The organism is Actinoplanes sp. CA-015351 (genome assembly GCF_050955685.1).
Classification (GTDB): Bacteria; Actinomycetota; Actinomycetes; order Mycobacteriales; family Micromonosporaceae; genus Actinoplanes.
Window position 1 is genome coordinate 5267832 of sequence record NZ_CP192102.1, and the last position, 22726, is coordinate 5290557.

General features: G+C 70.0%; 20 protein-coding genes. 12 read left to right on the forward strand and 8 right to left on the reverse strand.

The annotated features are described in order from the left end of the window. Positions 1 to 18 precede the first annotated feature (18 nt). On the forward strand, positions 19 to 1449 hold the full coding sequence (locus tag ACQP2E_RS24175) for a sulfatase-like hydrolase/transferase (protein WP_433825220.1): 1431 nt from the start codon (positions 19 to 21) through the stop codon (positions 1447 to 1449). Here the strand turns inward: ACQP2E_RS24175 and ACQP2E_RS24180 are convergent. The 4 genes from ACQP2E_RS24180 to ACQP2E_RS24195 are packed head-to-tail and all read right to left on the reverse strand — an operon-like array spanning position 1440 to position 3655. Continuing rightward, positions 1440 to 1949 (reverse strand): DUF402 domain-containing protein, encoded by a 510-nt coding sequence (locus ACQP2E_RS24180; RefSeq protein ID WP_433825221.1) that lies wholly within the window; start codon positions 1947 to 1949, stop codon positions 1440 to 1442. The genes ACQP2E_RS24175 and ACQP2E_RS24180 overlap by 10 nt on opposite strands. Beyond that, positions 1946 to 2233, reverse strand: coding sequence for a RidA family protein (locus ACQP2E_RS24185; RefSeq protein ID WP_433825222.1), 288 nt, complete (start codon positions 2231 to 2233; stop codon positions 1946 to 1948). Before ACQP2E_RS24185 ends, ACQP2E_RS24180 begins: the two co-directional genes overlap by 4 nt. Before the next feature lie 17 nt (positions 2234 to 2250). Next, on the reverse strand, positions 2251 to 2973 hold the full coding sequence (locus tag ACQP2E_RS24190) for a phosphatase PAP2 family protein (protein WP_433825223.1): 723 nt from the start codon (positions 2971 to 2973) through the stop codon (positions 2251 to 2253). A gap of 10 nt (positions 2974 to 2983) precedes the next feature. Beyond that, positions 2984 to 3655 (reverse strand): phosphatase PAP2 family protein, encoded by a 672-nt coding sequence (locus tag ACQP2E_RS24195; RefSeq protein WP_433825224.1) that lies wholly within the window; start codon positions 3653 to 3655, stop codon positions 2984 to 2986. A gap of 191 nt (positions 3656 to 3846) precedes the next feature. Here ACQP2E_RS24195 and ACQP2E_RS24200 point away from each other — a divergent pair, with 191 nt between their 5' ends. Together ACQP2E_RS24200 and ACQP2E_RS24205 are read left to right on the forward strand one after the other, a co-directional pair. After that, positions 3847 to 6132, forward strand: a complete 2286-nt coding sequence (locus ACQP2E_RS24200; RefSeq protein ID WP_433825225.1) for a putative bifunctional diguanylate cyclase/phosphodiesterase — start codon at positions 3847 to 3849, stop codon at positions 6130 to 6132. 46 nt (positions 6133 to 6178) lie between these two features. Further along, a complete protein-coding gene (locus ACQP2E_RS24205) occupies positions 6179 to 7807 on the forward strand; it encodes a serine/threonine-protein kinase (protein WP_433825226.1) in 1629 nt (542 codons plus the stop codon). Between the two features lie 4 nt (positions 7808 to 7811). On the opposite strand, the gene ACQP2E_RS24210 is transcribed toward ACQP2E_RS24205, so the two are convergent. Beyond that, on the reverse strand, positions 7812 to 9257 hold the full coding sequence (locus ACQP2E_RS24210; RefSeq protein WP_433825227.1) for an ATP-binding protein: 1446 nt from the start codon (positions 9255 to 9257) through the stop codon (positions 7812 to 7814). Between the two features lie 187 nt (positions 9258 to 9444). On the opposite strand from ACQP2E_RS24210, the gene ACQP2E_RS24215 reads away from it, so the two are divergent. Continuing rightward, the gene (locus ACQP2E_RS24215; protein WP_433825228.1) at positions 9445 to 10968 is read left to right on the forward strand and encodes a M28 family metallopeptidase; all 1524 of its coding nucleotides are present in this window, start codon (positions 9445 to 9447) and stop codon (positions 10966 to 10968) included. A 28-nt stretch (positions 10969 to 10996) separates the two neighbouring features. Continuing rightward, positions 10997 to 11323, forward strand: coding sequence for a hypothetical protein (locus tag ACQP2E_RS24220; RefSeq protein ID WP_433825229.1), 327 nt, complete (start codon positions 10997 to 10999; stop codon positions 11321 to 11323). A gap of 803 nt (positions 11324 to 12126) precedes the next feature. On the opposite strand, the gene ACQP2E_RS24225 is transcribed toward ACQP2E_RS24220, so the two are convergent. After that, the gene (locus tag ACQP2E_RS24225) at positions 12127 to 13083 is read right to left on the reverse strand and encodes an FUSC family protein (protein ID WP_433825230.1); all 957 of its coding nucleotides are present in this window, start codon (positions 13081 to 13083) and stop codon (positions 12127 to 12129) included. Positions 13084 to 13177: 94 nt separating this feature from the next. On the opposite strand from ACQP2E_RS24225, the gene ACQP2E_RS24230 reads away from it, so the two are divergent. Next, a complete protein-coding gene (locus tag ACQP2E_RS24230; protein ID WP_433825231.1) occupies positions 13178 to 13735 on the forward strand; it encodes a hypothetical protein in 558 nt (185 codons plus the stop codon). A gap of 30 nt (positions 13736 to 13765) precedes the next feature. On the opposite strand, the gene ACQP2E_RS24235 is transcribed toward ACQP2E_RS24230, so the two are convergent. Beyond that, positions 13766 to 14689, reverse strand: coding sequence for an alpha/beta hydrolase family protein (locus ACQP2E_RS24235; RefSeq protein WP_433825232.1), 924 nt, complete (start codon positions 14687 to 14689; stop codon positions 13766 to 13768). 117 nt (positions 14690 to 14806) lie between these two features. Continuing rightward, the gene (locus ACQP2E_RS24240; RefSeq protein WP_433825233.1) at positions 14807 to 15175 is read right to left on the reverse strand and encodes a hypothetical protein; all 369 of its coding nucleotides are present in this window, start codon (positions 15173 to 15175) and stop codon (positions 14807 to 14809) included. A 132-nt stretch (positions 15176 to 15307) separates the two neighbouring features. Here ACQP2E_RS24240 and ACQP2E_RS24245 point away from each other — a divergent pair, with 132 nt between their 5' ends. The 6 genes from ACQP2E_RS24245 (at position 15308) to ACQP2E_RS24270 (ending at position 22672) form a co-directional block, all read left to right on the forward strand. Then, entirely contained in the window at positions 15308 to 16879 is a 1572-nt protein-coding gene (locus ACQP2E_RS24245) for a GAF domain-containing protein (protein ID WP_433825234.1), read from the forward strand. A gap of 354 nt (positions 16880 to 17233) precedes the next feature. Further along, positions 17234 to 18355, forward strand: a complete 1122-nt coding sequence (locus tag ACQP2E_RS24250; protein ID WP_433825235.1) for an ABC transporter substrate-binding protein — start codon at positions 17234 to 17236, stop codon at positions 18353 to 18355. A 25-nt stretch (positions 18356 to 18380) separates the two neighbouring features. Further along, a complete protein-coding gene (locus tag ACQP2E_RS24255) occupies positions 18381 to 19241 on the forward strand; it encodes an ABC transporter permease (protein ID WP_433825236.1) in 861 nt (286 codons plus the stop codon). Next, positions 19229 to 20029, forward strand: a complete 801-nt coding sequence (locus ACQP2E_RS24260; protein WP_433825237.1) for an ABC transporter permease — start codon at positions 19229 to 19231, stop codon at positions 20027 to 20029. Before ACQP2E_RS24255 ends, ACQP2E_RS24260 begins: the two co-directional genes overlap by 13 nt. After that, positions 20026 to 21051: an ABC transporter ATP-binding protein gene (locus tag ACQP2E_RS24265; protein WP_433825238.1), complete on the forward strand. Its 1026-nt coding sequence runs from the start codon at positions 20026 to 20028 to the stop codon at positions 21049 to 21051. Before ACQP2E_RS24260 ends, ACQP2E_RS24265 begins: the two co-directional genes overlap by 4 nt. 91 nt (positions 21052 to 21142) lie before the next feature. Continuing rightward, positions 21143 to 22672 carry a cellulase family glycosylhydrolase gene (locus ACQP2E_RS24270; protein WP_433825239.1) on the forward strand — a complete coding sequence of 510 codons (1530 nt, stop codon included), beginning with the start codon at positions 21143 to 21145 and terminating at the stop codon, positions 22670 to 22672. Positions 22673 to 22726: the final 54 nt, after the last annotated feature.

Below are 22726 nucleotides of genomic sequence, written 5' to 3' on the forward strand. Positions count from 1 at the left end.
CGATCCACAGGAGACGACGTGACTGACCGTGGGACCACCCGCCGGGGCGTGTTCGGCGCGCTTGCCGGCGCCGCCGCCGCCACCGCACTGCCCGCCGACGCCGCCTTCGCCGGCAGCACGGACAAGAGCCAGGACGAGAAACCGTTCGCGGCCGACAAGAGCAGCGGCAAAGCCAGGGGCAAGCGCCCCAACATTCTCTTCATCCTGGCTGACGACCTCGGCTGGGCCGACCTGAGCAGTTACGGCTCGCCGGACATCGCCACGCCGAACCTGGACCGGCTCGCCAGGAGTGGCGTCCGGTTCACCCAGGGGTACTCGGCCGGCGCGGTCTGCTCGCCCACCCGGGTCGCGCTGTACACCGGACGGTACCCGGGCCGCACGCCCGGCGGCCTGCCCGAGCCGATCGGCGCCGTCAACGACCGCGACGGCATCCCGGCCACCCACCCGACGCTGGCCTCGCTGCTGCGCGCAAAAGGTTATGCGACCGCCCTGATCGGCAAGTGGCACGGTGGGTTCCTGCCGAACTTCAGCCCGCTGCGCACCGGCTGGGACTACTTCTTCGGCAACTACTCCGGTGGTGTCGACTACTACTCGAAGTACAGCCACACCGGTAAGTACGACCTGTTCGAGGGTGAGACCGAGGTCCCGAACGACGGCCGCTACTACACCGACGTCATCGCCGACAAAGCCGAAGAATTCGTGAAAAATCAGAAAAATCAGGATAAGCCCTGGCTGCTGAACCTCAACTTCACCAGCCCGCACTGGCCCTGGGAAGCCCCGGGCGACCAGAAGGTCAGCGAAGAGATCACCGCGAAGATCAAGGCCGGCAACGCCCAGGCGATCTTCCACTACGACGGCGGCTCACTCGACACCTACAAGAAGATGGTGGAGAACCTGGACAAGCGGATCGGGCAGGTGCTGAACGCGCTCCGCCAGACCGGCCAGGAGGAGAACACCCTCGTCGTCTTCGCCAGCGACAACGGTGGCGAGCGGTTCTCGTACTACTGGCCGCTCTCCGGCGGCAAGGGCAACCTGCAGGAGGGCGGCATCCGGGTGCCGACGATCCTGCGCTGGCCGGCCCGGATCCGTTCCGGCCAGGTCAGCCACGAGCCGGTCGTCACCCACGACTGGACAGCCACCCTGCTGGAGGTCGCCGGCGCCGAGCCCAGCGAGGACTTCCCGCTGGACGGCTCCAGCTTCGCCGGTTACCTGCTGCGCGGCTCGGACGCACCGGAGCGGGACCTGTTCTGGCGTACCCGGGCCAACCGTGCCCTGCGCCGCGGCAAGTGGAAGTACCTGCGGCTGACCGCGACCGGGGCCGACGCTCTCTACGACGTCGAGACCGACCCGCGGGAGCAGGCCAACCTTGCCGCGAAGCACCCGGAGATCGTCGCCGAGCTGCGCGCCAAGTGGGAAGAGATCAACGCGGGCCTGCTCAGTTACAGCTGATCGACATAGGCGGCCAGCCTGGCCGCGGCGGCCGTCTCGAACGGCTCGATCGCCGCGGTCAGCCGGCTGACCAGGTCGTCGGTGGTCGCGCGGGCCTGCGCGATCACCGGCGGCGGGTACCCGTAGAGGATCTGGTGCTCGGCGAACTCGTCCTCGTCGAGCACCCGCACCGATCCGTCGAAGAGCCGGACCACATCAAGATCAAGATCAACGGCACGAACCACCCCACCTTCGTACGATGGAAGCGTCGTGACATCGACGTAGACGGCCACCTCGGTGTCGGCCGTCGACGGGTTGAAGCTGGCGATCCAGTCCCCTGCCGACGGCACGAGAGTGATGAAGTCGTGCGGCTGGCGGACCGGTTCCTCGTACCCTCGGGTCATGATCGTCCCGGAGCGCGCGCCGAACCACAGACCGTGCTCATCGGAGCCGATAGGCTCCAGCGGATAGTGCCAGTGCAGCTTGCCGCCCCACTTGGTGAACCGCATCGACGCGCTCATGACGCGACAGCCGCGAGCGCCTCGACCTCGATCAGCAGGTCGGGCCGGAACAGCCCGGCGACCTGGACCAGCGAGCTGGCCGGCGGCTGTGTCACGTCGACGAACTCGTCGCGGACGCTGCGCACGGTGACCAGGCCGTCGGTGGCGGTCACGAAGTAGGTCAGTTTGACCACGTCCGCCCAGGTGGCGCCGGCCTCGGTGAGCACGCCGGTGAGGTTCTGGAAGACGAGCCGGGTCTGCTCCTCCCAGCCGGACGGCACACTGCCGTCGGCAGCGATCGGCACCTGGCCGGACGTGACGATCAGACGGCTGCCCGGCGCGACGGGGCTGAATCCGTTCGGCGTGGGTGGGGAAGGGAAATCGAGCGCGACCATGGGATCACCTTACGGTCCAATATGGCCCGTGCCATCACGATGACGCACGTCGTGCCGTTGATGAACGCGGCCACGACGTCGCTCGGGTGGTGCATGCCGCGGAACATCCGGGAAAAGGCCACCGCGATCGGCACCAGGACCAGCGCCCAGCAGAGCGCCTTCAGCCAGGTGTGCCGGACCAGCCCGGCCAGCAGCAGCGCCAGACCCAGATAGAGCGCGACCGAGGCCGACGTGTGCCCGGAGGGGAAGCTGGAGGTCGGCGGCGACGCGTCGAGACGCTTGACGTCCGGGCGCGGCCGATCGATCGCCAGCGTGGTGAAGAAGAAGACCAGGGCCTGCGCGGTGACCGCGAGGCAGAGGAAGATCGACTCCCGCCAGCGGTGCAGAACCAGGCGCAGGATCACCGCGATCACCGCGGTGACCGCGATGATCCAGCCGGTGTTGGCGACAGCGCTGACCCAGCCGGAGATCTGGGTGAGCGGTTCGACGCGGTCACCGGCGAACTCCCGGTTCACCCCGTCCTCGATCGTCAGCGGCCACCAGTGCGCAGCCTGATGGGTGAGCAGCAGCCCGAGCCCGATCAGGAACAGCAGCAGGACAGCGATCGGCAGGACGATCCGCAGCAGAACTTGCTTCGCTAGAACGAACACGACCGCCGCATTACCCGGTGACGGGCTCCGGAACACCTCTGCGTGAATAGACCGCGGCCGACGCGACAGCGATCGCGGCGCCGAGGAAGAGGCCGGCCGTCACGTCGCTGAGCCAGTGCACGCCGACCACCACCCGGGTCAGGGCGGTGACCAGCGGAAGCACGATCATGGCGGCCCACAGGGCGGCGCGGGCACCGGGCCGGTCACCCAGAATCGGCAGCAGGACCAGCAGCAGAATCGTGGCGCCGAGAGCACTGTTGAGGGCGTGCCCGGAGGGGAACGCGTATCCGGACGCCTTCGCGATCGGCTCCAGGAACTCCGGGCGGGCCCGGCTGAACACCAGTTTCAGCACGGCGCCGAGCACCCCGCCGATGATCATCGTGGCGGCTGCCCAGAGCGCCACCGGCCGCGCGCCGCGGCGGTACAGCCAGACCACCAGAACCAGCACGGCGAGCCGCCAGCCGGTCGGGCTGAGGATGGTGGTCAGCCACGTCGCCACGTCGACCCAGCCCGGTTCCCCGAGCGCGGCCGCGTGCATCCGGTCGGAAACCGACTCGTCGAGGGTGTGCAGCGGCGCCCAGCGCACCACGACCAGCGCCGCGATCAGCACGAACGGAACGAGCAGCGGGAAGGCCACCCGGTTGCGGGCCGCGATGACGATGTCGGAGTGGGTGGTCGGCATAGCGGCTCATTACCCCACATCGTCGCTGCGAAGCACCTGTGGGGCCGGTCCGGCCGCGAGCCCACCGACGCCTCGGCCACGGACGGAATCACCCCGCACCCTCCCGTTCGGCACCGGGCGGTATTTGCTGAGCGCCCACCCTGCAACCCGGGTCATCCTCAGAGTCCGGCGGCCTGGGACGATCTCCAGTCGTGCGGAACGTTCGGGTTCAGCTCTGGTCGGGCTGGCTGGTGGTGGCGATCATCGCTGCCCTGTGCTTCCCGCTCGTGCCCGACGACAGCGTGCCCGCGAAGATCTACGTCAACACCGTCGGCGTCTCGTCGGTGCTGATGCTCTTCGTGGGCATCCTGCGGAACCGGCCGGAGCACCGCGGTGCCTGGCTGCTCTTCGGGAGCGGTGTGGCGATCTTCGTCGCCGGGGACATCACGTACGACGTGACGGAGCTGTGGCTCGGCGAGTACCCGTACCCGTATTGGGCGGACGCGCTCTATCTCTGCGCGTACCCGATGCTCTTCGCGGGTCTGTCGCGGCTCGGCCGCGGCAGCGGCGACCGGGACCGCGGTGGCCTGATCGACGCCGCGGTGATCTCCACCGGGATCGGGCTCGTCTACTGGGTGTTCGTGGTCGGGCCGACGCTCGAGGACGCCGGATCGCCGGTGCTGGAACGGCTCGTCACCATCGGGTACCCGCTCTCCGACGTGCTGCTGACCGCAGCGACCGCCCGGATGCTGACCCGCGCCGAGAACCGCACACCCAGCCTGCGGCTGCTCGCGATCGGCGCGATGCTGATGCTGACCTGCGATCTCATCTACACGACGATGTCGAGCTCGGCGGAGTACACCGGTGGGTTCGTCGACTCGGGGTTCCTGATGGCGTACATCAGCTGGGCGGCCGCCGCGCTGCATCCCAGCATGCGCCAGAGGCCGCGCAGCGGCGTCGAGGCGAACCGGGTCGGCGGGCGCCGCCTCGCGATCCTCGCCACCTGCTCGCTGCTCGCGCCCGGCCTGCTCGTCATGCAGGGCGTCCAGGACCCGGCGAACATCGCGTGGGCCGGCATCGGCGCCGGGGCAGTCACCCTGTTCCTGCTGGTCCTGGCCCGCACCTGGGGTTTCGTGAAGCAGGTGCAGGCGCAGGCCGGCCAGCTCGAGGACCTGGCCATGCACGACGAGCTGACCGGGCTCTCCAACCGGCGCCGCTTCGAACGCCGGCTCACCGCCGCGCTCGCCGAGGGCTCACCGCACGTGCTGCTGCTCGACCTCAACGGCTTCAAGGCGGTCAACGACCGGTTCGGCCACGCCGTCGGCGACGAGCTGCTCGTCGTGGTCGCGCAGCGGCTCAGCGCCGAGCTGCCGGCCGGCGCCCTGGCGGCCCGGATGGGTGGCGACGAGTTCGCCGTGCTGCTGCCCGGCATCAGCGCGGACGCCGCCGAGGACCTGGCCGGTCACCTGCGCGCCGCGATCCACCGGCCGGTCCGGGCGGGTGGTCAGGACCTGCTGGTCGGCGCCAGCGTCGGCATCGCCGACGACACCGGCCTGTTCCGCCTCCCCGGGAAACCCGGACGACACCCACGCGATCATGACCTCCCTTCGGTCGGCCATGCCGCGATAGAGGTCCTCCGCCGGGCCGACGTCGCGATGTACGCGGCGAAGGCCGACGGCGGCCGGCACCGGCGGTACGCCGCCGTCCTCGACGACCAGGCCGGCGAGGAGGCCCGCCTCAGCGCCGAACTACGCGCCGCCCTGGACTCCGGCGAGCTGTTCCTGGTCTACCAGCCGATCGTGGACCTGCCGCACGGCCGGGTGGAGGCCGTCGAGAGCCTGATCCGCTGGCAGCACCCGGAACGCGGCCTGATCAGCCCGTGCGACTTCATCCCGGTCGCCGAGCGCACCGGCCTCATCGTCGAACTGGGCGAATGGATCCTGCGGACCGCCTGCGCCCAGCACGTCGAGTGGCGCCGCCGCGGTGTCGCACCCCGCCGGATGGGTGTCAACGTCTCCGCACGCCAGCTGGCCGAGCCCGGGTTCGCCGGCATGGTCGCGGCGGTGCTGGCCGAGACCCGGATGGCCCCGAACGAGCTGGTCGTCGAGGTCACCGAGACCGCGGTCTTCGGCGGCGGCGCGGCGGTCCGGGCCGTGCACGAGCTGACCGAGTTCGGCGTGGAGATCGCCCTGGACGACTTCGGCACCGGCCACTCGTCGCTCGGCCTGCTGCAGACGCTGCCGGTACGCGTACTCAAGGTCGACAAGTCGTTCGTGGAGAACGTGACCCTGGCCGGCCGGCACGCAGTGATCGCCACGTCGCTGATCCAGGTCGCCAACGGCCTCGGCCTGGTCGCGGTGGCCGAGGGCGTGGAGACCGCGGAGCAGGCCGAGGAGCTGTACCGGATCGGGTACCGGCGGGCGCAGGGGTACCACTTCGGCCACCCGGCGCAGGTACCGGAGTTCGCGCGCAATGAGGCATCCACCAGTAAGATCTGACATATCGCGGTTTGCCGCTGGGCCGGCCTTTGTAGCGTGCGGGGCCGTGAGCACACCCCTGCGTCCGGACGATCCGCGCCGCCTCGGCGGGTACCACCTCCGCGCCCGGCTCGGCGAAGGCGGCATGGGCGCGGTGTTCCTGGCGCACGACGCCGACGACCGGCGGGTCGCGATCAAACTGATCCGCCCCGAGCTCGCCGCCGACCCGGCGTTCCGCGCCCGGTTCCGCAGCGAGGTCCGCCGGGCCCGGCAGGTGCCGCCGTTCTGCACCGCCGCGGTCCTCGACGCCGACCCCGAGCATCCGACGCCGTACCTGGTGGTCGAATATGTCGAAGGCGCCAGCCTGGAGGAGATGGTCCGCCGGGACGGTCCGCTGCGGGACGGCGCCCTGCACAGCGTGGCGATCGGGGTGGCCACCGCGCTGGCCGCGATCCACAGCGCCGGAGTGATCCACCGGGACCTGAAACCAGCGAACGTGCTGCTGTCCCTCGGCACCCCGAAAGTGATCGACTTCGGGATCGCCCGGGCGGCCGAGGCGCCGACCGAGCACACCAGGCCGGATCAGATGGTCGGGACCATCGCGTACATGGCGCCGGAACGCTTCGACACCGGCGAGTCGCGGGTGCCGGCCGGCCCGGCCATGGACGTGTTCGCGTGGGGGGTGCTGGTGGCGTACGCGGCGACCGGGACGACACCGTTCGCGGCGGACTCACCGGTCGCGACGGCGGCGCGCATCCTCACCCAGCCGCCCGGCCTGGACGGTCTCGACGGGCCGATGCGCGACCTGGTGTCGGCCGCCCTGGCGAAGGACCCGGCCAGCCGGCCGAGCGCGCACGAGCTGCTCGGCCGGCTGCTGGCGGTGGGCGCCAACCTCACCGAACAGCCGCAGGTCCAGTGGGCCGCCCTCGCCATGCGCAACAACGCCGACGCCGTGACCGAGAAAGGTGAGGAGGCCGCCGAGGCGTGGGCCTGGGTGGCCCGGCGGCGACGGCGGCGCGCGGTCCTGCGCAACACCGCGGTGATCGCCGGACTCGCCGCGCTGGTGCTCGCCGTCGCCGGGGCCGGCGCCGCCGCGATGGACTGGCGGGTCGCCCGGCCGGCCGCGGACCCGTTCCGTACCCTCGCTGTCGCCGATCCGTTGCGCGGCCCGGGCGCATGGATGCCGGCCGCCGCCTGCGTCTTCTCGCCGGACGGGCTGACCGCGCGGCGGTCGGCCGTCGCCGACCAGCGCTGCACCGGCCCGGACCAATGGTTCGCCGACCCGATCATCGCGGTGAGCATCGCCGTCCCCGACGAGGGCGAGTGCGCGGCCGTCTGGGTACGCGCCACGGCAACCGGCGCGTACCGGGTGACCGCCTGCCAGGGGACCCTGGCGGTGGCGGCCGAGAACGAGGGCCGGGTCACGCCGATCGTCAGCACACCGATGAACCCGGACACCTGGTACCTCGGCTGGACCACCCTCACCATCGTGGCCCGCGGCTCGTACATCGACGCCGACCTCGACGGGGGCGGGCCGCTGCGCGCACAGCTGCCGGCGACCGGCCACGACAGCGGGCGGATCGTGCTCGGCGTGGTCCGGGACAACGACTTCCAGCCGGCGTCCGACAACGATGACGACCCGCTCAACGAACGCGGTTACGCCTGCTTCGCCGACGTGCGCGTCTGGGAGCCCTGAGCCGTCATGGAGCTCCGCGCAGCTCGCGCACCGCGGTGAGCAGCTCCTGCTGGCTGATCGGGTCCGCTCCCCCGCCCCGGGCGTCCTGCATCGCCTTGGTCAGCTGGACCCGGCGCAGCACCTCCTTGATGTCGGCGCCGGTCATCCCGGTCGCCGCCACCCCGAGCGCCCCGAAGTCCAGATCCTCGGCGAACATCCGGAACCCGGGCGTCTCGTGCGCCGCGATCAGCGCCCGGACCATCTTGCGGAAGATCTCCGAGCGGGCCGTCTCGTCCGGTTTCGGAACGCTGACCTTGATGTCGAACCGGCCCGACCGGATCAGCGACTCGTCGACCCGGTGCGGGAAGTTCGTGGTCGCCACGACCAGCACGTTCGGGTTCGCCTCGATGAGGTCGTTCATCTCCTGCTTGAAGATGCCGGCCACCGCGTTGAGCGCCTGGCTGGCCGCGTCGCCACCGGCGCCCGCGTAACTGACGATCGAGTCGAACTCGTCGAACAGCATCAGCGTCGGCACCCGGTAGCGACGGGCATCCCGGAAGATCTGCTTGATGTTGCGTTCCGAGCCGCCCAGCCACTTGTCCAGGATCTCCGGGGTGCGGATCTCCCGGAAGTCGGCGCCGATCTCGTTCGCCAGGGCCCGGGACAGCATCGTCTTGCCGGTGCCCGGAGGCCCGTACATCAGAATGCCCTGAGGGCGGCGTGCCCCCCAGCGTGCCATCGCCTCGGGATGGCGGAAGGAGACCGCCACCTGGCGTAGCTCCGACACCACGTCGCCGAGGCCACCGACCATGTCGAGGGTGACCGCCTGGGTGGTCACCGGCGTCCTCGACACGGTCTCCCGGCTCACCACGTAGTGCCGGCCGGTCAGCGTGTCCGGTCCGCTGATCTCCAGCACCGCCTGCAGCGTCAGCGTGACGAACGCGCGCAGGTGGCCGGCGCCGGCTTCGTCGCGCGGCATCCGCGCTTCGAGCCGCGCGACGGTCCCGCTCTCCTCGTACGTCACGGTCGCCTGCAAACCCACCACGGCGTCGGCGAGCACTCCCGGTTCGCGTTCGGCCGCCGGCCCGCTGGGCCGGTCAAGACCCAATTTCCGGTACGCGGCCGCGGCCGCCGTGCCGACACCGTCGACGATTCGGGTGGCGACCGGGTCGCCGGCCGCGATCCGTTTCGAGAGCAGCAGTCCGATCGGGTCCTGGCCGAGCACCAGCTGGCGCATCCGCTCGGTCGACATCGGCTCCGCGCCCGCCGAGATCCGGGCGGTGAACACGTGGTTCTCGCCGTTGGCCGACACCGTCATGTCCACTCTCTGCACCGGCGACGGCCACGTCGACCGCCGCAGCAGCTCGACCGGGTTCACCCGGGCCGCCGCGAGCAGGGTGACAGCGTCGACAATCTCGACGGTGGCGCCCGCGTACTCGAAGGTCTCGCTGCCTGGCCGCGCTTCCGACATGCCGTCCTCCGCCTGGTTTGGTGCGTTCCCGCTGCACCAAGAGTGACACGCCGGTGCACAACCAGCTCGGTTCCGCTTCCCGCAGGCATCCAAGCGGGTTAATCTCAGCGACGCTGACAACCCTCGATGTCGCGGGCTCACGCCGGTTCCGGCGGGGATCGCGACCATCGCACGGAGGAGAGTTTCGTTGCGAAAACTGGCCATCCCCGTCATCGCGACAATGCTCGTCGCGGTCGCCGCACAACCAGCGGCCGCCGGTGGCGGGCACCATTCCGAGAGTTCCAAGCGCCTGCGCGAGGCGGTCACCGTCTCCGGCGTCCGTGACCACCTGAAGGCGTTCCAGAAGATCGCCGACCGCAACGACGACACCCGCGCCTCGGGCACGCCCGGCTTCGAGGCGAGTGCCGCATACGTGAAGAAGACGCTCAAGAAGGCCGGCTACCGGGTCACCGAGCAGAAGTTCATCTTCCCGTTCTTCGACGAGCTGGCTCCCGCGCAGCTCACCCGGGTCTCACCGGCCGGTCCGGCGTACGAGACACACACATTCGACTTCTCCGGCACCGGCGACGTCACCGGAGCGGTGGTCCCGGCGCTGAACAACGTGCTCCCGCCCACGCCGGATCCGTCGTCGCTGGCCGGCTGCGCGCCCGCCGACTTCGCTCCGGCGTCGGCGACCGTCACGCAGATCGCCCTGGTCCAGCGTGGTGGCTGCAACTTCATCGTGAAGGCGCAGAACGCCAAGGCCGCCGGGTACGACGCGGTGATCATCTTCAACGAGGGCCAGCCGGGCCGCGACGTGCTGCTCACCGGCACCCTCGGCGAGCCGTTCGACCTGCCGGTGGTGGGTCTCAGCTTCGCCGACGGCAACGCCCTCGCCGCGGCCTCGTCCGCGGGCGCGGTGACGGTACGCGTGCAGACCAGCACGTTCATCGACCCGGAGGCGACGACCAGCAACATCATCGCGGACAGCAGGGGCGGCGACCCGAACCGGGTTCTCGTCGTCGGCGCCCACCTCGACTCGGTCACCGCCGGCCCGGGCATCAACGACAACGGCAGCGGTTCCGCCACGATCCTGGAGATCGCCGAGCAGGCCGCGAAGCTGAAGGTGAAGACGAACCAGAAGCTGCGGTTCGCGTTCTGGGGCGCTGAGGAGGCGGGCCTGCTCGGTTCCGAGCACTACGTGGGCTCTTTGGACGCCGCCCAGCAGGCCAAGATCTACGCGAACCTGAACTTCGACATGGTCGGCTCACCCAACTACGTGCGGTTCGTCTACGACGGCGACGGCTCGGACACCGGCACCGCCGGCCCGGACGGCTCCGGCGAGATCGAAGCGGTCTTCAACGACTACTTCGCCGCGCAGGGCCTCGCCAGCGACCCGACGGCGTTCGACGGCCGCTCCGACTACGGCCCGTTCATCGCGGTCGGCATCCCGGCCGGCGGCCTCTTCAGCGGAGCCGAGGGCGTCAAGACCGAAGAGCAGGCAGCGGAATACGGCGGCGTCGCGGGCGAGCCCTACGACGCGTGCTACCACGCGGCCTGCGACGACATCACCAACATCAACAACCGCTCGCTGAGCGAACTCGGCGACGCGGCAGCCCACGCGGTCTACACCGTGAGCCGGCTGAAGGGCGCACTCGCCACCCCGGCAACCCCGGCCAACACCGGCGCAGGCTCAGCCGGCGGCGGCTCGCACGGCCACCCGGCCAGCTGACACGTTCCCCGGAGGGCGCCGCCACATCGTGACGGCGCCCTCCCCCACATCCACCGACCCCTCGCAGCGCAGCCCCGGGACCCGGCTGGCCCGGCTGGCCCGGCTGGCCCGGCTGGCCCGGCTGGCCCGGCTGGCCCGGCTGGCCCGGCTGGCCCGGCTGGCCCGGCTGGCCCGGCTGGCCCGGCTGGCCCGGCTGGCCCGGCTGGCGCTTACGGTCGTGTTGAAACGTTGCAGTACAGCCGTGAGCGCCAGCCGCTGGGCGATAGGCGGCGGCGGGCGCCGAGCGGCGGGCGGTGGCCCGGCTGCGGGCGGGCTGGTCATGGGTGCTGTCTCGGCGGCGTTCAACCAGCGCTGACCCTGCTGATCAATTCCCTGCAGTAGACGACGGTGTGCGGTTACGCCATTGGACCGACCCGAAACTCACAGGTTCCGCCGCCGCGACCAACACCCAGCCCGTTTCGTCCGGCGCTGATGGAACGACCACACGACCGAAGCCCACTGTGTCGACTTACGGTCCAGTGTGTCGATTTAGGGTTCGATCCGCACCCCATGTCCACACGCACGCCACGAAACGGCTGCTGCGTGTCGACTCCAGGTTCGTATCGCACCCAAAATCAACACACTGTGGGGCTGGCTGTGGCGGAGCCGGCCCCACAGAGCCCGGCGGAGCGCGGCGGAGCGCGGCGGAGCGCGGTTCACCGGCGACCGTTTTTGTCGCTCTGCGTGTCGTGACCGCGGGCATCACGGGCCGATCTTGGAAACTGGCGGTGCCTGGGGGCCCCAGTAGGCTCCACACATCGGCTACCGGCCTGCCTCGCCGTGACAGCGCGTAACACTCCGCAGCTAGCGGTCTCCAAGATCACGGACTGGTCGGCTCGTGCCACTCGGGATGCTGGGCGACGGCTCGCTAGAACACCGGCCTATGTAGCCGGCAGGGTCAGCGGTGAGCGCCGGTTGGTACTCAGCGCAGCGCCGGCTCGGCGGAGCCCCACCCGAATTCAACACACAGGCCGGACAGCGCCACCACGTGATGACTTCGGGTGCGAGACGCGCCCCAACTCAACACACAGGCCGGACGGCGCCACCGCGTGATGACTTCGGGTGCGAGGCGCGCCCCGACTCAGCACGCGGGCCGGACAGCGCCGTTGTGTGTGGCGTTCAGGGGGGTTTGGTGAGGTGGTGGGTGGTGAGGATGGTGGCGCCGGCTATGAGTACGCCTATCAGCGTCTCCAGGCCACGGTCCCAGAGGAGGCCGGCGACGGGGCGTGGGGCTGCTACCTGGTTCATCAGCAGCGCCAGCGGGGTTATGAAGAGCATCGCGAGGCCGTAGTTGCGGGCTACCACCAGTTCGGCGGCCACCTGGAGGAGGGCGAGGATCGCCACGGCCGGGTACGCCCCGAAGCCCGGCGCCAGCAGCACCGCCGCCAGGACCAGGCCGGCCAGGGTTCCGGTGATGCGGTGGGCAGCCCGGACCAGTTGGGCTGATCTGCCTCGGGCGGACAGCGGGGCCACCGCCGCGACGGTGGCCCAGTACAGGTGGCCGATGCCGAAACCCGTCGCGATCGTGCCGGCCACCAGTGCCGAGGCGGCGCACGCGACCGCAGCGGGGACGGTGTGCGCCAGCTTTACGCGTACCCGGGGAGGGGCTGGACCGGACGTGTGGAGCGCGCCCACCAGCAGGGAGAACGCCGCGCTGGCGGCGGCGACGCCGAGCGCCGGCAGCAGGTCGGCGAGATGGTGCGGCACGGACGCGACGGCGCCGAAGGCGAAGACCAGAAACAGGGCGCCGGGCGGGTGCCAGCCGGCGATGGTGGCGAGGGCGGTTCCGGCGCCGGCGATCAGGGCAGCGATCGGCACGGCCAGCCAGGTGCGGGCGTCGAGGACGCTGATCAGCACGCCGAGGGCGACCGCCAGGACCAGGGCCGCGGCGGCGCCGGACTGCATGATGAAACGGCCGCGGCCGGTGCGGGTGCGGCCGTAGAGGGAGGTGAACGCGCCGAAGGCGGCGTACATCGACCAGTACGGGCGGTCGAGCAGCAGGACCACGAGCAGCGGCGTAACCACGCTGACGCCGGCCCGGATTGCCGCCGGCGCGTCCTTCAGCAAGATCCGCATCATTCGACAGTAGGCGGACGCATGAATCAGCGAGGGGTGCAATAGTCACTTCCGTGCGATGACCGGCGGAGCCGGCCTCTGGCAGCATGACGAAATGTTGGTCTTGTTCGCGCACAGCGGTACCGGCTCGACCGTCGCCACGGTGCACCGCGGCGACGGGGTGGTCCTCCAGCTACCCGGTTACGACCGGAAACATCGGGTTCCCCACGACCTCGCGCACTTCGCCACCGAGCGCACCCTCGGCCTGAGCGACGGTGTCTTCGGTGCGATCGCGGCCGGTGGAGTCTTCTCGAACATGAAACTGATCAGCGGCAAGCCCCGTCACGACGCGGCGCTGCGGAGCAAACTGCTGCTGGAAGCGCACAAACGTTCGCTCACCACGGCCGAGCTGCTGGCCGGGGTGGTGCATCAGGCGGTTGAGGACGGTGACGCCGGCCGGGTGACAGCGCTCGTCCGGGACGCGTGGACCTCGTTCGACGGTGGCGACCTTCCCTGGCCCGACGAGCAGGTGACCCAGGCAGCGGCCGAGCTCGGTGAGCTCGCCGTGGAGTGGGAGGCACTCGGGGCGGTCCGGGCGGTGTGGCCGGACGATCTGGTGGCGCCGATGCCCGTACCCCACGGGGTGCGACGCGGCCGGCGCGGCCGCACCTAGAGGGTGCGGCCGCGCAGTGAACAGAAGGACCTACTTGACGTACGTGACAGTGACGTTCGCGTCCGCGGCGTCGCCGGTGGTGTAGACGTACTTCTTCGCCGCGCTGTCGCCGGTCTGGGCGAGCAGCCACTGAGCTGACCAGCGGGCGATCGTCTCGACGCCGACGGCCTGGTTCAGCGTCTGCGCGGAGGCGTCCGGCAGCGCGCCTGCCGGGTTCTGACCGTTCGTGATGCCGTAATGGTTGGTGCCGGCGACCTGGATGAAGGCCTTCGGCGTGCCGGCGGTCAGGTTGTACGTGGTCTGACCCTCACTCGTGGTGGCCACCCCGTCCGCCGTGCCCTGGATGTACCCGACCGGCACCGTGTTGAGAACCGGCAGCACCAGGTCGGTGCCGTAGAGCACGTTGTTACCGCCGTAGGTGACGACCGCTTCGAGTTCACTCGGCGCGATGTTCGCGATCGCGCAGAACGGAATGATGCAGAGCCCGGCGCTGATGCTCAGCGCGGTGGCGGCTCCGAACGAGTGGCCGGCCAGGACCAGCTCGTTCTCGTTGATGCGCTTGTAGAGCGGAGATGCCGGATTGTCGTCCTCGGCGTCGGCCCAGTCGACAGCCCAGCCGGCCTGCGCGCCCTCGGGGTAGAGGCCGCTCACGCCGAACAGGGATCGGGTGTGGTTGGGGACGGCGACGACGAACCCGTACGAGGCGAGAGTCGACGCATAGGTGGAGTAGTGGGACTTGTCGACGTTGGCGCCCTGGAGGAAGAGCGCCACCGACAGCCGGGTCCCGGTCGTCGGGTAGTACACGTCGGCACTGTCGCCGTTGATGGTCGTCGTATAGCTGGCGACCGCCGTGGTCGCAGCGGCCGCGGGAGCCGCGGCAAACGTCACAGCGAGGAGGGCAGCCGAGATCGCCGCGGCCCGCTGTTTCCAAGAACGGAACAACGTCACATTCATGGATACGGACTATGTCGGTGGATCCGGTCGCCGTCAAGAGGGGGTCCGGTCACCTGGAATTGGCTCTCGCCCGGTTGCGCGCGGATGCTGCGCTCTCTGCTGGGAACCGTGCCGGGGTCAGGCCGGCGATCGGCCGGGCGCGGCCTGTGCCCGCCTGACCATCACGGTGAAACCGAGCAGCAACTGCGCCACCGGCACCGCGAGCACCGCGAACAGCATCGCTCCCTGTGGCCGCATGCCCAGGTGCAGCAGCGTCATCAGCCCGCTGAGCGCGAGCAGGCTCGTCCACGCCGCCCGGTCCGACGGCCGTTTCCAGAGCTGAAACCCGCACGGCAGGCAGACCAGGGCGAGAACGGCCAGTCCGGCGAGGACAGCCGGCGCGTGACCGGCGTGCTCTCCGGCGAGGGCGAGGTGCACCGCGATGCCGCCGGCGCCGAGCAGAGACGCGATCCGGCCGGGTGCCCACCAAGGATCAGAAACGGACACCGATGCCATTACCTCGCAGCGCGTTCGAAAGGTCGAGCGGAAGTCTGCCACAGAGGTGCGGGCCGGGAGCGACAAAGGCAGGACCTTATCCGTGCGGCTCACCGGACCTCTGGCAGCGCCGAAGACTCAGGCATGGGCATCACGATGGCGTGGACGAACCGCCGGAACCAGCAGGCCAGCGACGCTGCCGTGGCCGCCGAGGCGCGCGAGAACGCGGCCGCGGTGATCACCGTGGTGCGGGCTCTGCAGAGTTCGAACTGCTCCGCGACCGCGGCGCAGGCGGCGCTGGACGCGGTCCGGCAGTGCTTCGGCTGGGCGTACGGCTCGTACTGGCGGATCGACCCCGAGGCGGGGGTACTGCGCTTCGCCGTGGAGTCGGGTGACGCCGGCCCGGAGTTCCGCGCGGTCACCCTGTCGGCGTCGTTCGCCGAGGGTGTCGGCCTGTCCGGGCGCGCCTGGCGTACCCGGGACCTGGTCTTCGTCGAGGATATCGGCCAGGTCAAGGACTGCGTACGCGCGCCGATCGCGACGAAGGTCGGCGTGAAGAGCGGCGTCTGCTTCCCGCTGACCGAGGACGGCCAGGTCGTGGGCACGATGGACTTCTTCGCCACGTCCACGGTGGAGCTGTCCGGGGAGCGTCTCGAGACGCTGCGCAGCATCGGGATGCTGGTCTCCCAGGCGATGGAGCGGGTGGCCGAGGCCGAGCGGCAGGCGGCCGCCGCCGAGGACCTCGCGGCGGTCAACACCGTGCTGCGGCAGGTGTCCGCGGCGTACCGCGAGGACGTGGTGATCCGGGAGGCCCTGGACACGATCCGCCGCGAGTTCGGCTGGGCGTACGGCTCGTTCTGGTCGGTCGACCCGGCCCGTGGCGCGCTCGTCTTCGGCCTGGAGTCCGGTGACGCCGGCGCGGAGTTCCGCGAGGTCACGCACGCCGCGAGCTTCGCTCCCGGCGTCGGCCTGGCCGGCCGCGCCTGGCAGGCACGGGACATGGTCTTCGTGCCGGATCTCGCCGAGGTCTCCGATTGCGTACGCGCACCAGCCGCCCAGCGGGTCGGCGTGAAATCCGGCGTCTGCCTGCCCCTGGTGGTCGGTGACCAGGTGATCGGCACGCTGGACTTCTTCTCCACGCAGCGGGTCGCCCTGTCCGAGAGCCGGGCCGCCGCCCTGCGCAACACCGCGTTCCTGGTATCCCAGGCGCTGCAGCGGATCCGGGAGACGGCCCGGCTCAGCGACGCCGGATCCGACCTGGTCAGCTCGATCCAGGAGGTGGAGCGCAATGTGGTGCAGGCGACAGTGGTGGCCGGCCAGGCAACCTCGGTGACCAGCGCGGCGAACTCGATGGTGGGCCGGCTGGCCGCGTCCAGCACCAAGATCGGCGACGTGGTCAAGGTGATCACCTCGATCGCCGGGCAGACCAACCTGCTGGCGTTGAACGCGACCATCGAGGCGGCCCGGGCCGGCGAGGCGGGCCTCGGTTTCGCGGTGGTCGCCACCGAGGTGAAGGACTTGGCGCAGAGCACCGCCCGGGCCACCCAGGACGTGACCGCGCTGATCACCGCAATCCAGACCGACGCCGAGAACGTGGTCGAGTCGCTGGCCGCGATCGGCGCGATCGTCGACCAGATCAACCAGACCCAGACGATGATCAGCAGCGTCCTGGCCGAGCAGGCCGTGACCACCCGGGAGATGGTCGCCGCCCGGTGACGAGACCCGCGTCACAGCAGGGCAACCGATCCTCAGGCCCGGCCCACTAACCGGCAGCACCCCCGCCGGCCGGACTTGTCCCCAGCAAACCGGCCGGCACCTCGAAGGGCTCCGTTCCTCCCCGCCAGGAGGCGCGGGGCCCTTCTCCGTCTTGTAATCAAAGATCACTTTCGATCACGGCGGCGACGTGGGAAGGTGCGGAAAGAGCCCCCTTCACCCGAGGTCCAGGCGAAGGAAACCCTGTCGCGGCCAAATGTCGCCGTCCGGTTCCCTGCCGTACGCCTGCCCTCAACCCAGCACTTTCATGATCCACCAGCGCACATCGTTACCGGTGGCGCAGAAGGAGGAACAACAGTGCGCACGTTTTCCCGCACGGCCGCGGTGACCCTCGCGGCCGCGACCATAGTCTCGCTCTCCACAGCGTGCTCCCCGCCCGAGAAGGAGTCCGCCGCCTCGTCCAGCAGCGCGGCGACCGCCACCAGCGCGGCCGACCTCGGTGGCCTGGACGCCCTGATCGCCGAGGCCAAGAAGGAGGGTGCGCTCAACGTCATCGCGCTTCCACCGGACTGGGCGAACTACGGCGAGATCATCAAGGCGTTCGGCGACAAGTACGGCATCAAGGTCAACTCGGCGCAGCCGGACGGCTCCAGCCAGGACGAGATCAACGCCGCGACCCAGCTCAAGGGCCAGGACACCGCGCCGGACGTCTTCGACCTGGGCATGTCCGTGGCGACCGCGAACACCGCGCTCTTCGCGCCGTACAAGACCGAGAAGTTCGACGAGATCCCGGCCGACCTCAAGGAGGCCACCGGCGCGTACGTCAACGACTACGGCGGCTACATGTCGATCGGTTACGACAGCTCCAAGGTGCCGGCCCCGACCAGCGTGGCCGACCTGTTGAAGGCCGAGTACAAGGGCAAGGTGGCGCTGAACGGCGACCCGACCCAGGCCGGCGCGGCGTTCGGCGGCGTGCAGCTCGCGTCGATCGCGAACGGTGGCACCGTCGAGGACATCAAGGCCGGCGTCGACTTCTTCGCCCAGCTCAAGAAGGCCGGCAACTTCCTGCCGGTCGACCCGACCTCGGCGACCATCGAGTCCGGACAGACCCCTGTCGTCTTCGACTGGGACTACCTGAACGCGGCCCAGTCGGCGAAGACCCCGAACTGGAAGGTCTTCCTGCCGTCCGGCTCGGTGCTGGGTTCGTACTACGCCCAGGCGATCAGCAAGGACGCCCCGCACCCGGCCGCCGCGCGGCTGTGGCAGGAGTTCCTCTACTCCGACGAGGGCCAGAACCTGTGGCTGAAGGGTGGCGCCCGCCCGGTCCGTGCCGACGCCATGCAGAAGGCCGGCACGATCGACGCGGCGCTGTTCGCCGCGCTGCCGAAGGTCGAGGGCACCCCGGTGATCCCGGCCGAGGCGCAGAACACCAAGGCGAAGGAATACCTGACCGCGAACTGGGCCAAGGCCATTGGCTGAGGTCATCTCGGCAGCTCCGCAGCGCGTGGCCAAGCGGCCACGCCTGCGGGGCGCCGCCCTGATCGGCACGGTCCCGTTCTTCGCCTACGTGGCGATCTTCCTGATCATCCCGACGCTGGTCGTGGTGATCGGGGCGTTCGCCTCGGACGACGGCGGGTTCACCCTGTCCAACGTGCGCTCGCTCGGCGACGCGTACATCGTGGAGGCCTTCGGCCGCAGCATCGCGCTCTCCGCGATGAGCGCGCTGATCGGCGCGGCGCTCGGCGCCGTGCTCGCCTACGCCCTGGTCACCGCGAAACCGGACGGCGTGCTGCGCCGGGTGGTCACCTCGGCGGCCGGCGTGCTCGCGCAGTTCGGCGGTGTCACCCTGGCGTTCGCCTTCCTGGCGACCATCGGCCTCTCCGGCTTCGTCACCCTCTGGTTGTCCGAGCACGGCGTTGATCTGTACGCCAATGGCGTCTGGCTCTTCGAGCTGCCCGGCCTGACACTCGTCTACACGTACTTCCAGATCCCGCTCATGGTGATCGTGTTCCTGCCCGCCCTGGACGGCATCCGGCCGCAGTGGCGAGAGGCCGCCGAGAGCCTGGGCGGCAGCACCTGGCAGTACTGGACCCGGGTCGCCGGTCCGCTGCTCGCACCGGCGTTCCTCGGTTCGGCGCTGCTGCTGTTCGCGAACGCCTTCTCCGCGTACGCGACCGCGGCCGCCCTGGTCAGCCAGGGCAGCCCGATCGTGCCCCTGCAGATCCGCGGCGCGCTGACCAGCGAGGTCGTCCTCGGCCAGGCGAACCTTGGCAAGGCGATGGCACTCGGCATGGTCATCGTCGTGGCGGTCGTGATGACGCTGTACGCCCTGCTCCAGAAAAGGACCGCCAAGTGGCTGGGCTAGCTCTCAGACGCGCCCGCAAACAGCGCGCCTTCCGCTGGACCGTGCTGATCGTGCTCGGCACGTTCTTCCTGCTCCCGCTCGCCGCGATGGTCGAGTTCAGCACCCGCAACGCCGAGACCTGGCCGCTGCTGGTGGACTGGCCGCGGCTCAGCGCCACGTACCCGGACCTGGCGAACGGCATCGTCTCCTCGCTCGGCCAGGCCGCGCTCACCTCGCTGCTCATGCTGGTGCTGCTGGTGCCGACCGCGATCTGGGTCCGGCTGCGGCTGCCGGGACTGCGGCCGCTCGTCGAGTTCCTCTGCCTGCTGCCGCTCACCATCCCGGCGATCGTCCTGGTCGTCGGCCTCGCACCGGTGTACGCCTGGGTCAACTACCTCATCGGCGGCTCGTCGCTGACGCTCGTTTTCGCGTACACGATCCTGGTTCTGCCCTATGCCTATCGCGCCATCGACGCGGGGCTCTCCGCGATCGACGTGAAGACGCTGGCCGAGGCGGCGCGCAGCCTCGGGTCCGGCTGGATGACGGTGATCTGGCGGGTGGTGCTGCCGAACATCCGCTCGGCAGTGCTCTCCGCGGCGTTTCTCACCGTGGCGCTGGTGCTCGGCGAGTTCACCATCGCGTCGCTGCTGCACCGCACCAATCTGCAGGTCGCCATCGACTACCTCGGCAAGAGCAGCGCCACCATGTCGGTTGCCGTCTCGCTCGCCGCGCTGCTGCTGGCGTTCGTCCTGCTGATCGTCCTGTCCCTGTTCGGCGACCGCCGGACGACCGCCAAGGAGAAGTCATGACCGGCGTGGCCGTGCATCTGGAGGGCTTGCGCCGGACCTTCGGCGCGACGCACGCCCTCGACAACCTGGACCTGCGGATCGAGCCGGGCGAGCTGATCGCGCTGCTCGGGCCGTCGGGCTGCGGCAAGACGACCGCGCTGCGGATCCTCGCCGGCCTCGACGACGCCGACGCCGGCCGGGTGCTGGTCGGCGGCAAGGACGTCACCGCCCTGCCGGCCAGCAAGCGTGGCATGGGCATGGTCTTCCAGGCGTACAGCCTCTTCCCGCACCTGGACGCGCAGCGCAACGTCGAGTTCGGCCTGCGGCTGCGCGGCCGCAAGGACGCTGCCAAGCGTTCGTCCGAGATGCTGGACCTGGTCGGGCTCGGTGGCTTCGCGAACCGTTACCCGCATCAGCTCTCCGGCGGCCAGCAGCAGCGGGTCGCGCTGGCGCGCGCCCTCGCCATCGAACCCCAGGTGCTCCTTCTGGATGAGCCGCTCTCGGCTCTCGACGCCAAGGTACGCGTACAGCTGCGCGACGAGATCCGCAGGATTCAGACCGAGGTCGGCACCACGACGCTGTTCGTGACGCACGACCAGGAGGAAGCCCTGGCGGTGGCCGACCGGGTCGGCGTGATGAAGTCCGGCAAGCTGGAGCAGCTGGCCGCGCCGGCCGAGATCTACCAGAAGCCGGCGACCGCGTTCGTAGCCGACTTCGTCGGGCTCAGCAACCGCCTGGCCGGCACCGTCCACGGTGACGTGGTCGAGGTGCTCGGCACCCGGCTGCCGCTGGTCACGCCGCACACCGGCGACCCGGCGGTGACCGCGCTGGTCCGGCCGGAGGCGGTCGGGGTCACCCCGGACGCCACATCGGAGGCGACGGTGCTGACCGCCAGCTTCCTCGGGCCGACCAGCCGGGTCACCGTGACGGCCGGCGATCAGCTCGTGGTGGCCCAGGTGCCGAGCGGGCAGCTGCCGTCGCTGACGCCGGGCACCGCGGTACGCCTGGAGCTACAGCCGGTACCGGTAGCGCTACAGGACTGACATTTTCGGGCCGGCCGCTGTTCACAGTGGCCGGCCCGGTTTTACACACCTCGATGGTCGGGTTACAGTCGGGACCCTTGGGAGCGCTCCCATGCCCTTCTCCCCCCACACCATCCCCCGAGGTGTAGCAGTGAAACGCAGATCCAAAGTCCTCCTGGCCACGGCGCTCGCCGTGACCGTCGCGTCGGCGACCGCGTTCTTCGCGTTGCCGGCCGGCGCGGAGACCGCGACGTTCACCGTCACGAACTCCTGGAACAGCGGTTACCAGGGCCAGGTGACGGTCAGCAACGAGTCGTCGTCGTCGATCAGCACCTGGAAGGTGGAGCTGACGCTACCGTCCGGAACCACTGTCGGCCAGGCCTGGAGCTCATCGATGAGCGTGGCCGGAAACACGTACACGTTCACCCCGGCCGGCTGGAACGCGACTATCGCGGGTGGAGCAGCGACCAGCTTCGGGTTCATCGTGAACGGGACCGGCCGGCCGACGAGCTGTCTCGTGAACGGTAAGGCGTGCACCGGGTTGGGCGTACCCACGTCGTCGAGCGCGACCGGCTCGCCGAGCTCTTCTCCCAGCTCTTCGCCGAGTTCGCCGCCCAGCGCGAGTGCCTCGCCCAGCGCCTCGCCCAGCGCCTCGCGCAGCGTGACAGCGTCGCCGAGCGTGTCACCCAGCGTTGTTCCGAGCGTGACACAACCTCCTGCCGGGACCACCCCGGTCGCGATCAACGGGCAGCTGAAGGTCTGCGGGACCAAGCTCTGCAACGCGCAGGGCGCGGCGGTCCAGCTGAAGGGCATGAGCACGCACGGTCTGCAGTGGTTCCCCAGCTGCTACACCGATTCCTCGCTGGACGTGCTGGCGAACGAGTGGAACGCGGACCTGTTCCGGATCTCGATGTACGTCCAGGAGGGCGGCTACGAGACCAACCCGAGCGGGTTCACCTCACAGGTCAACAACCTCGTCGAGAAGGCCACGGCGCGCGGACTCTACGCGCTGATCGACTTCCACACGCTCACGCCCGGTGACCCGAACTACAACCTGGAGCGTGCCAAGACCTTCTTCCGTGAGGTCTCCGCCAAGCATGCGTCCAAGAACAACGTGATCTACGAGATCGCGAACGAGCCGAACGGCGTGAGCTGGGCGCAGATCAAGAGCTACGCCGAGCAGGTCATCCCGGTGATCCGCGCGAACGACCCGGACGCGGTCGTGATCGTCGGCAGCCGCGGCTGGTCCTCGCTGGGCGTCTCCGAGGGCTCGACCTCGTCGGAGATCGTCAGCAACCCGGTGAACGCGGCGAACGTCATGTACGCGTTCCACTTCTACGCGGCGTCGCACAAGGACAACTACCGTGCCGAGGTGGAGAAGGCGGCCGCCTCGATCCCGCTGTTCGTCACCGAGTTCGGTTCGGTCGACTACACCGGCGGCGGCGCGGTCGACACGGCAAGCACCACCGCGTGGCTCGACCTGCTCGACCGGCTGAAGATCTCCTATGCGAACTGGACCTTCTCCGACGCGGGTGAGGGCAGTGCCGCGCTCAAGCCGGGCACCTGCAACGCCGGCTCGTTCTCCGGGACCGGCTCGCTGACCGAGTCCGGCGCACTGATCCGCAGCCGGATCCGCGCCTGATCGTCGAATGCAAGCTCCGGGTACCGGTTGTAAGGGGCCGGTACCCGGTTTCAC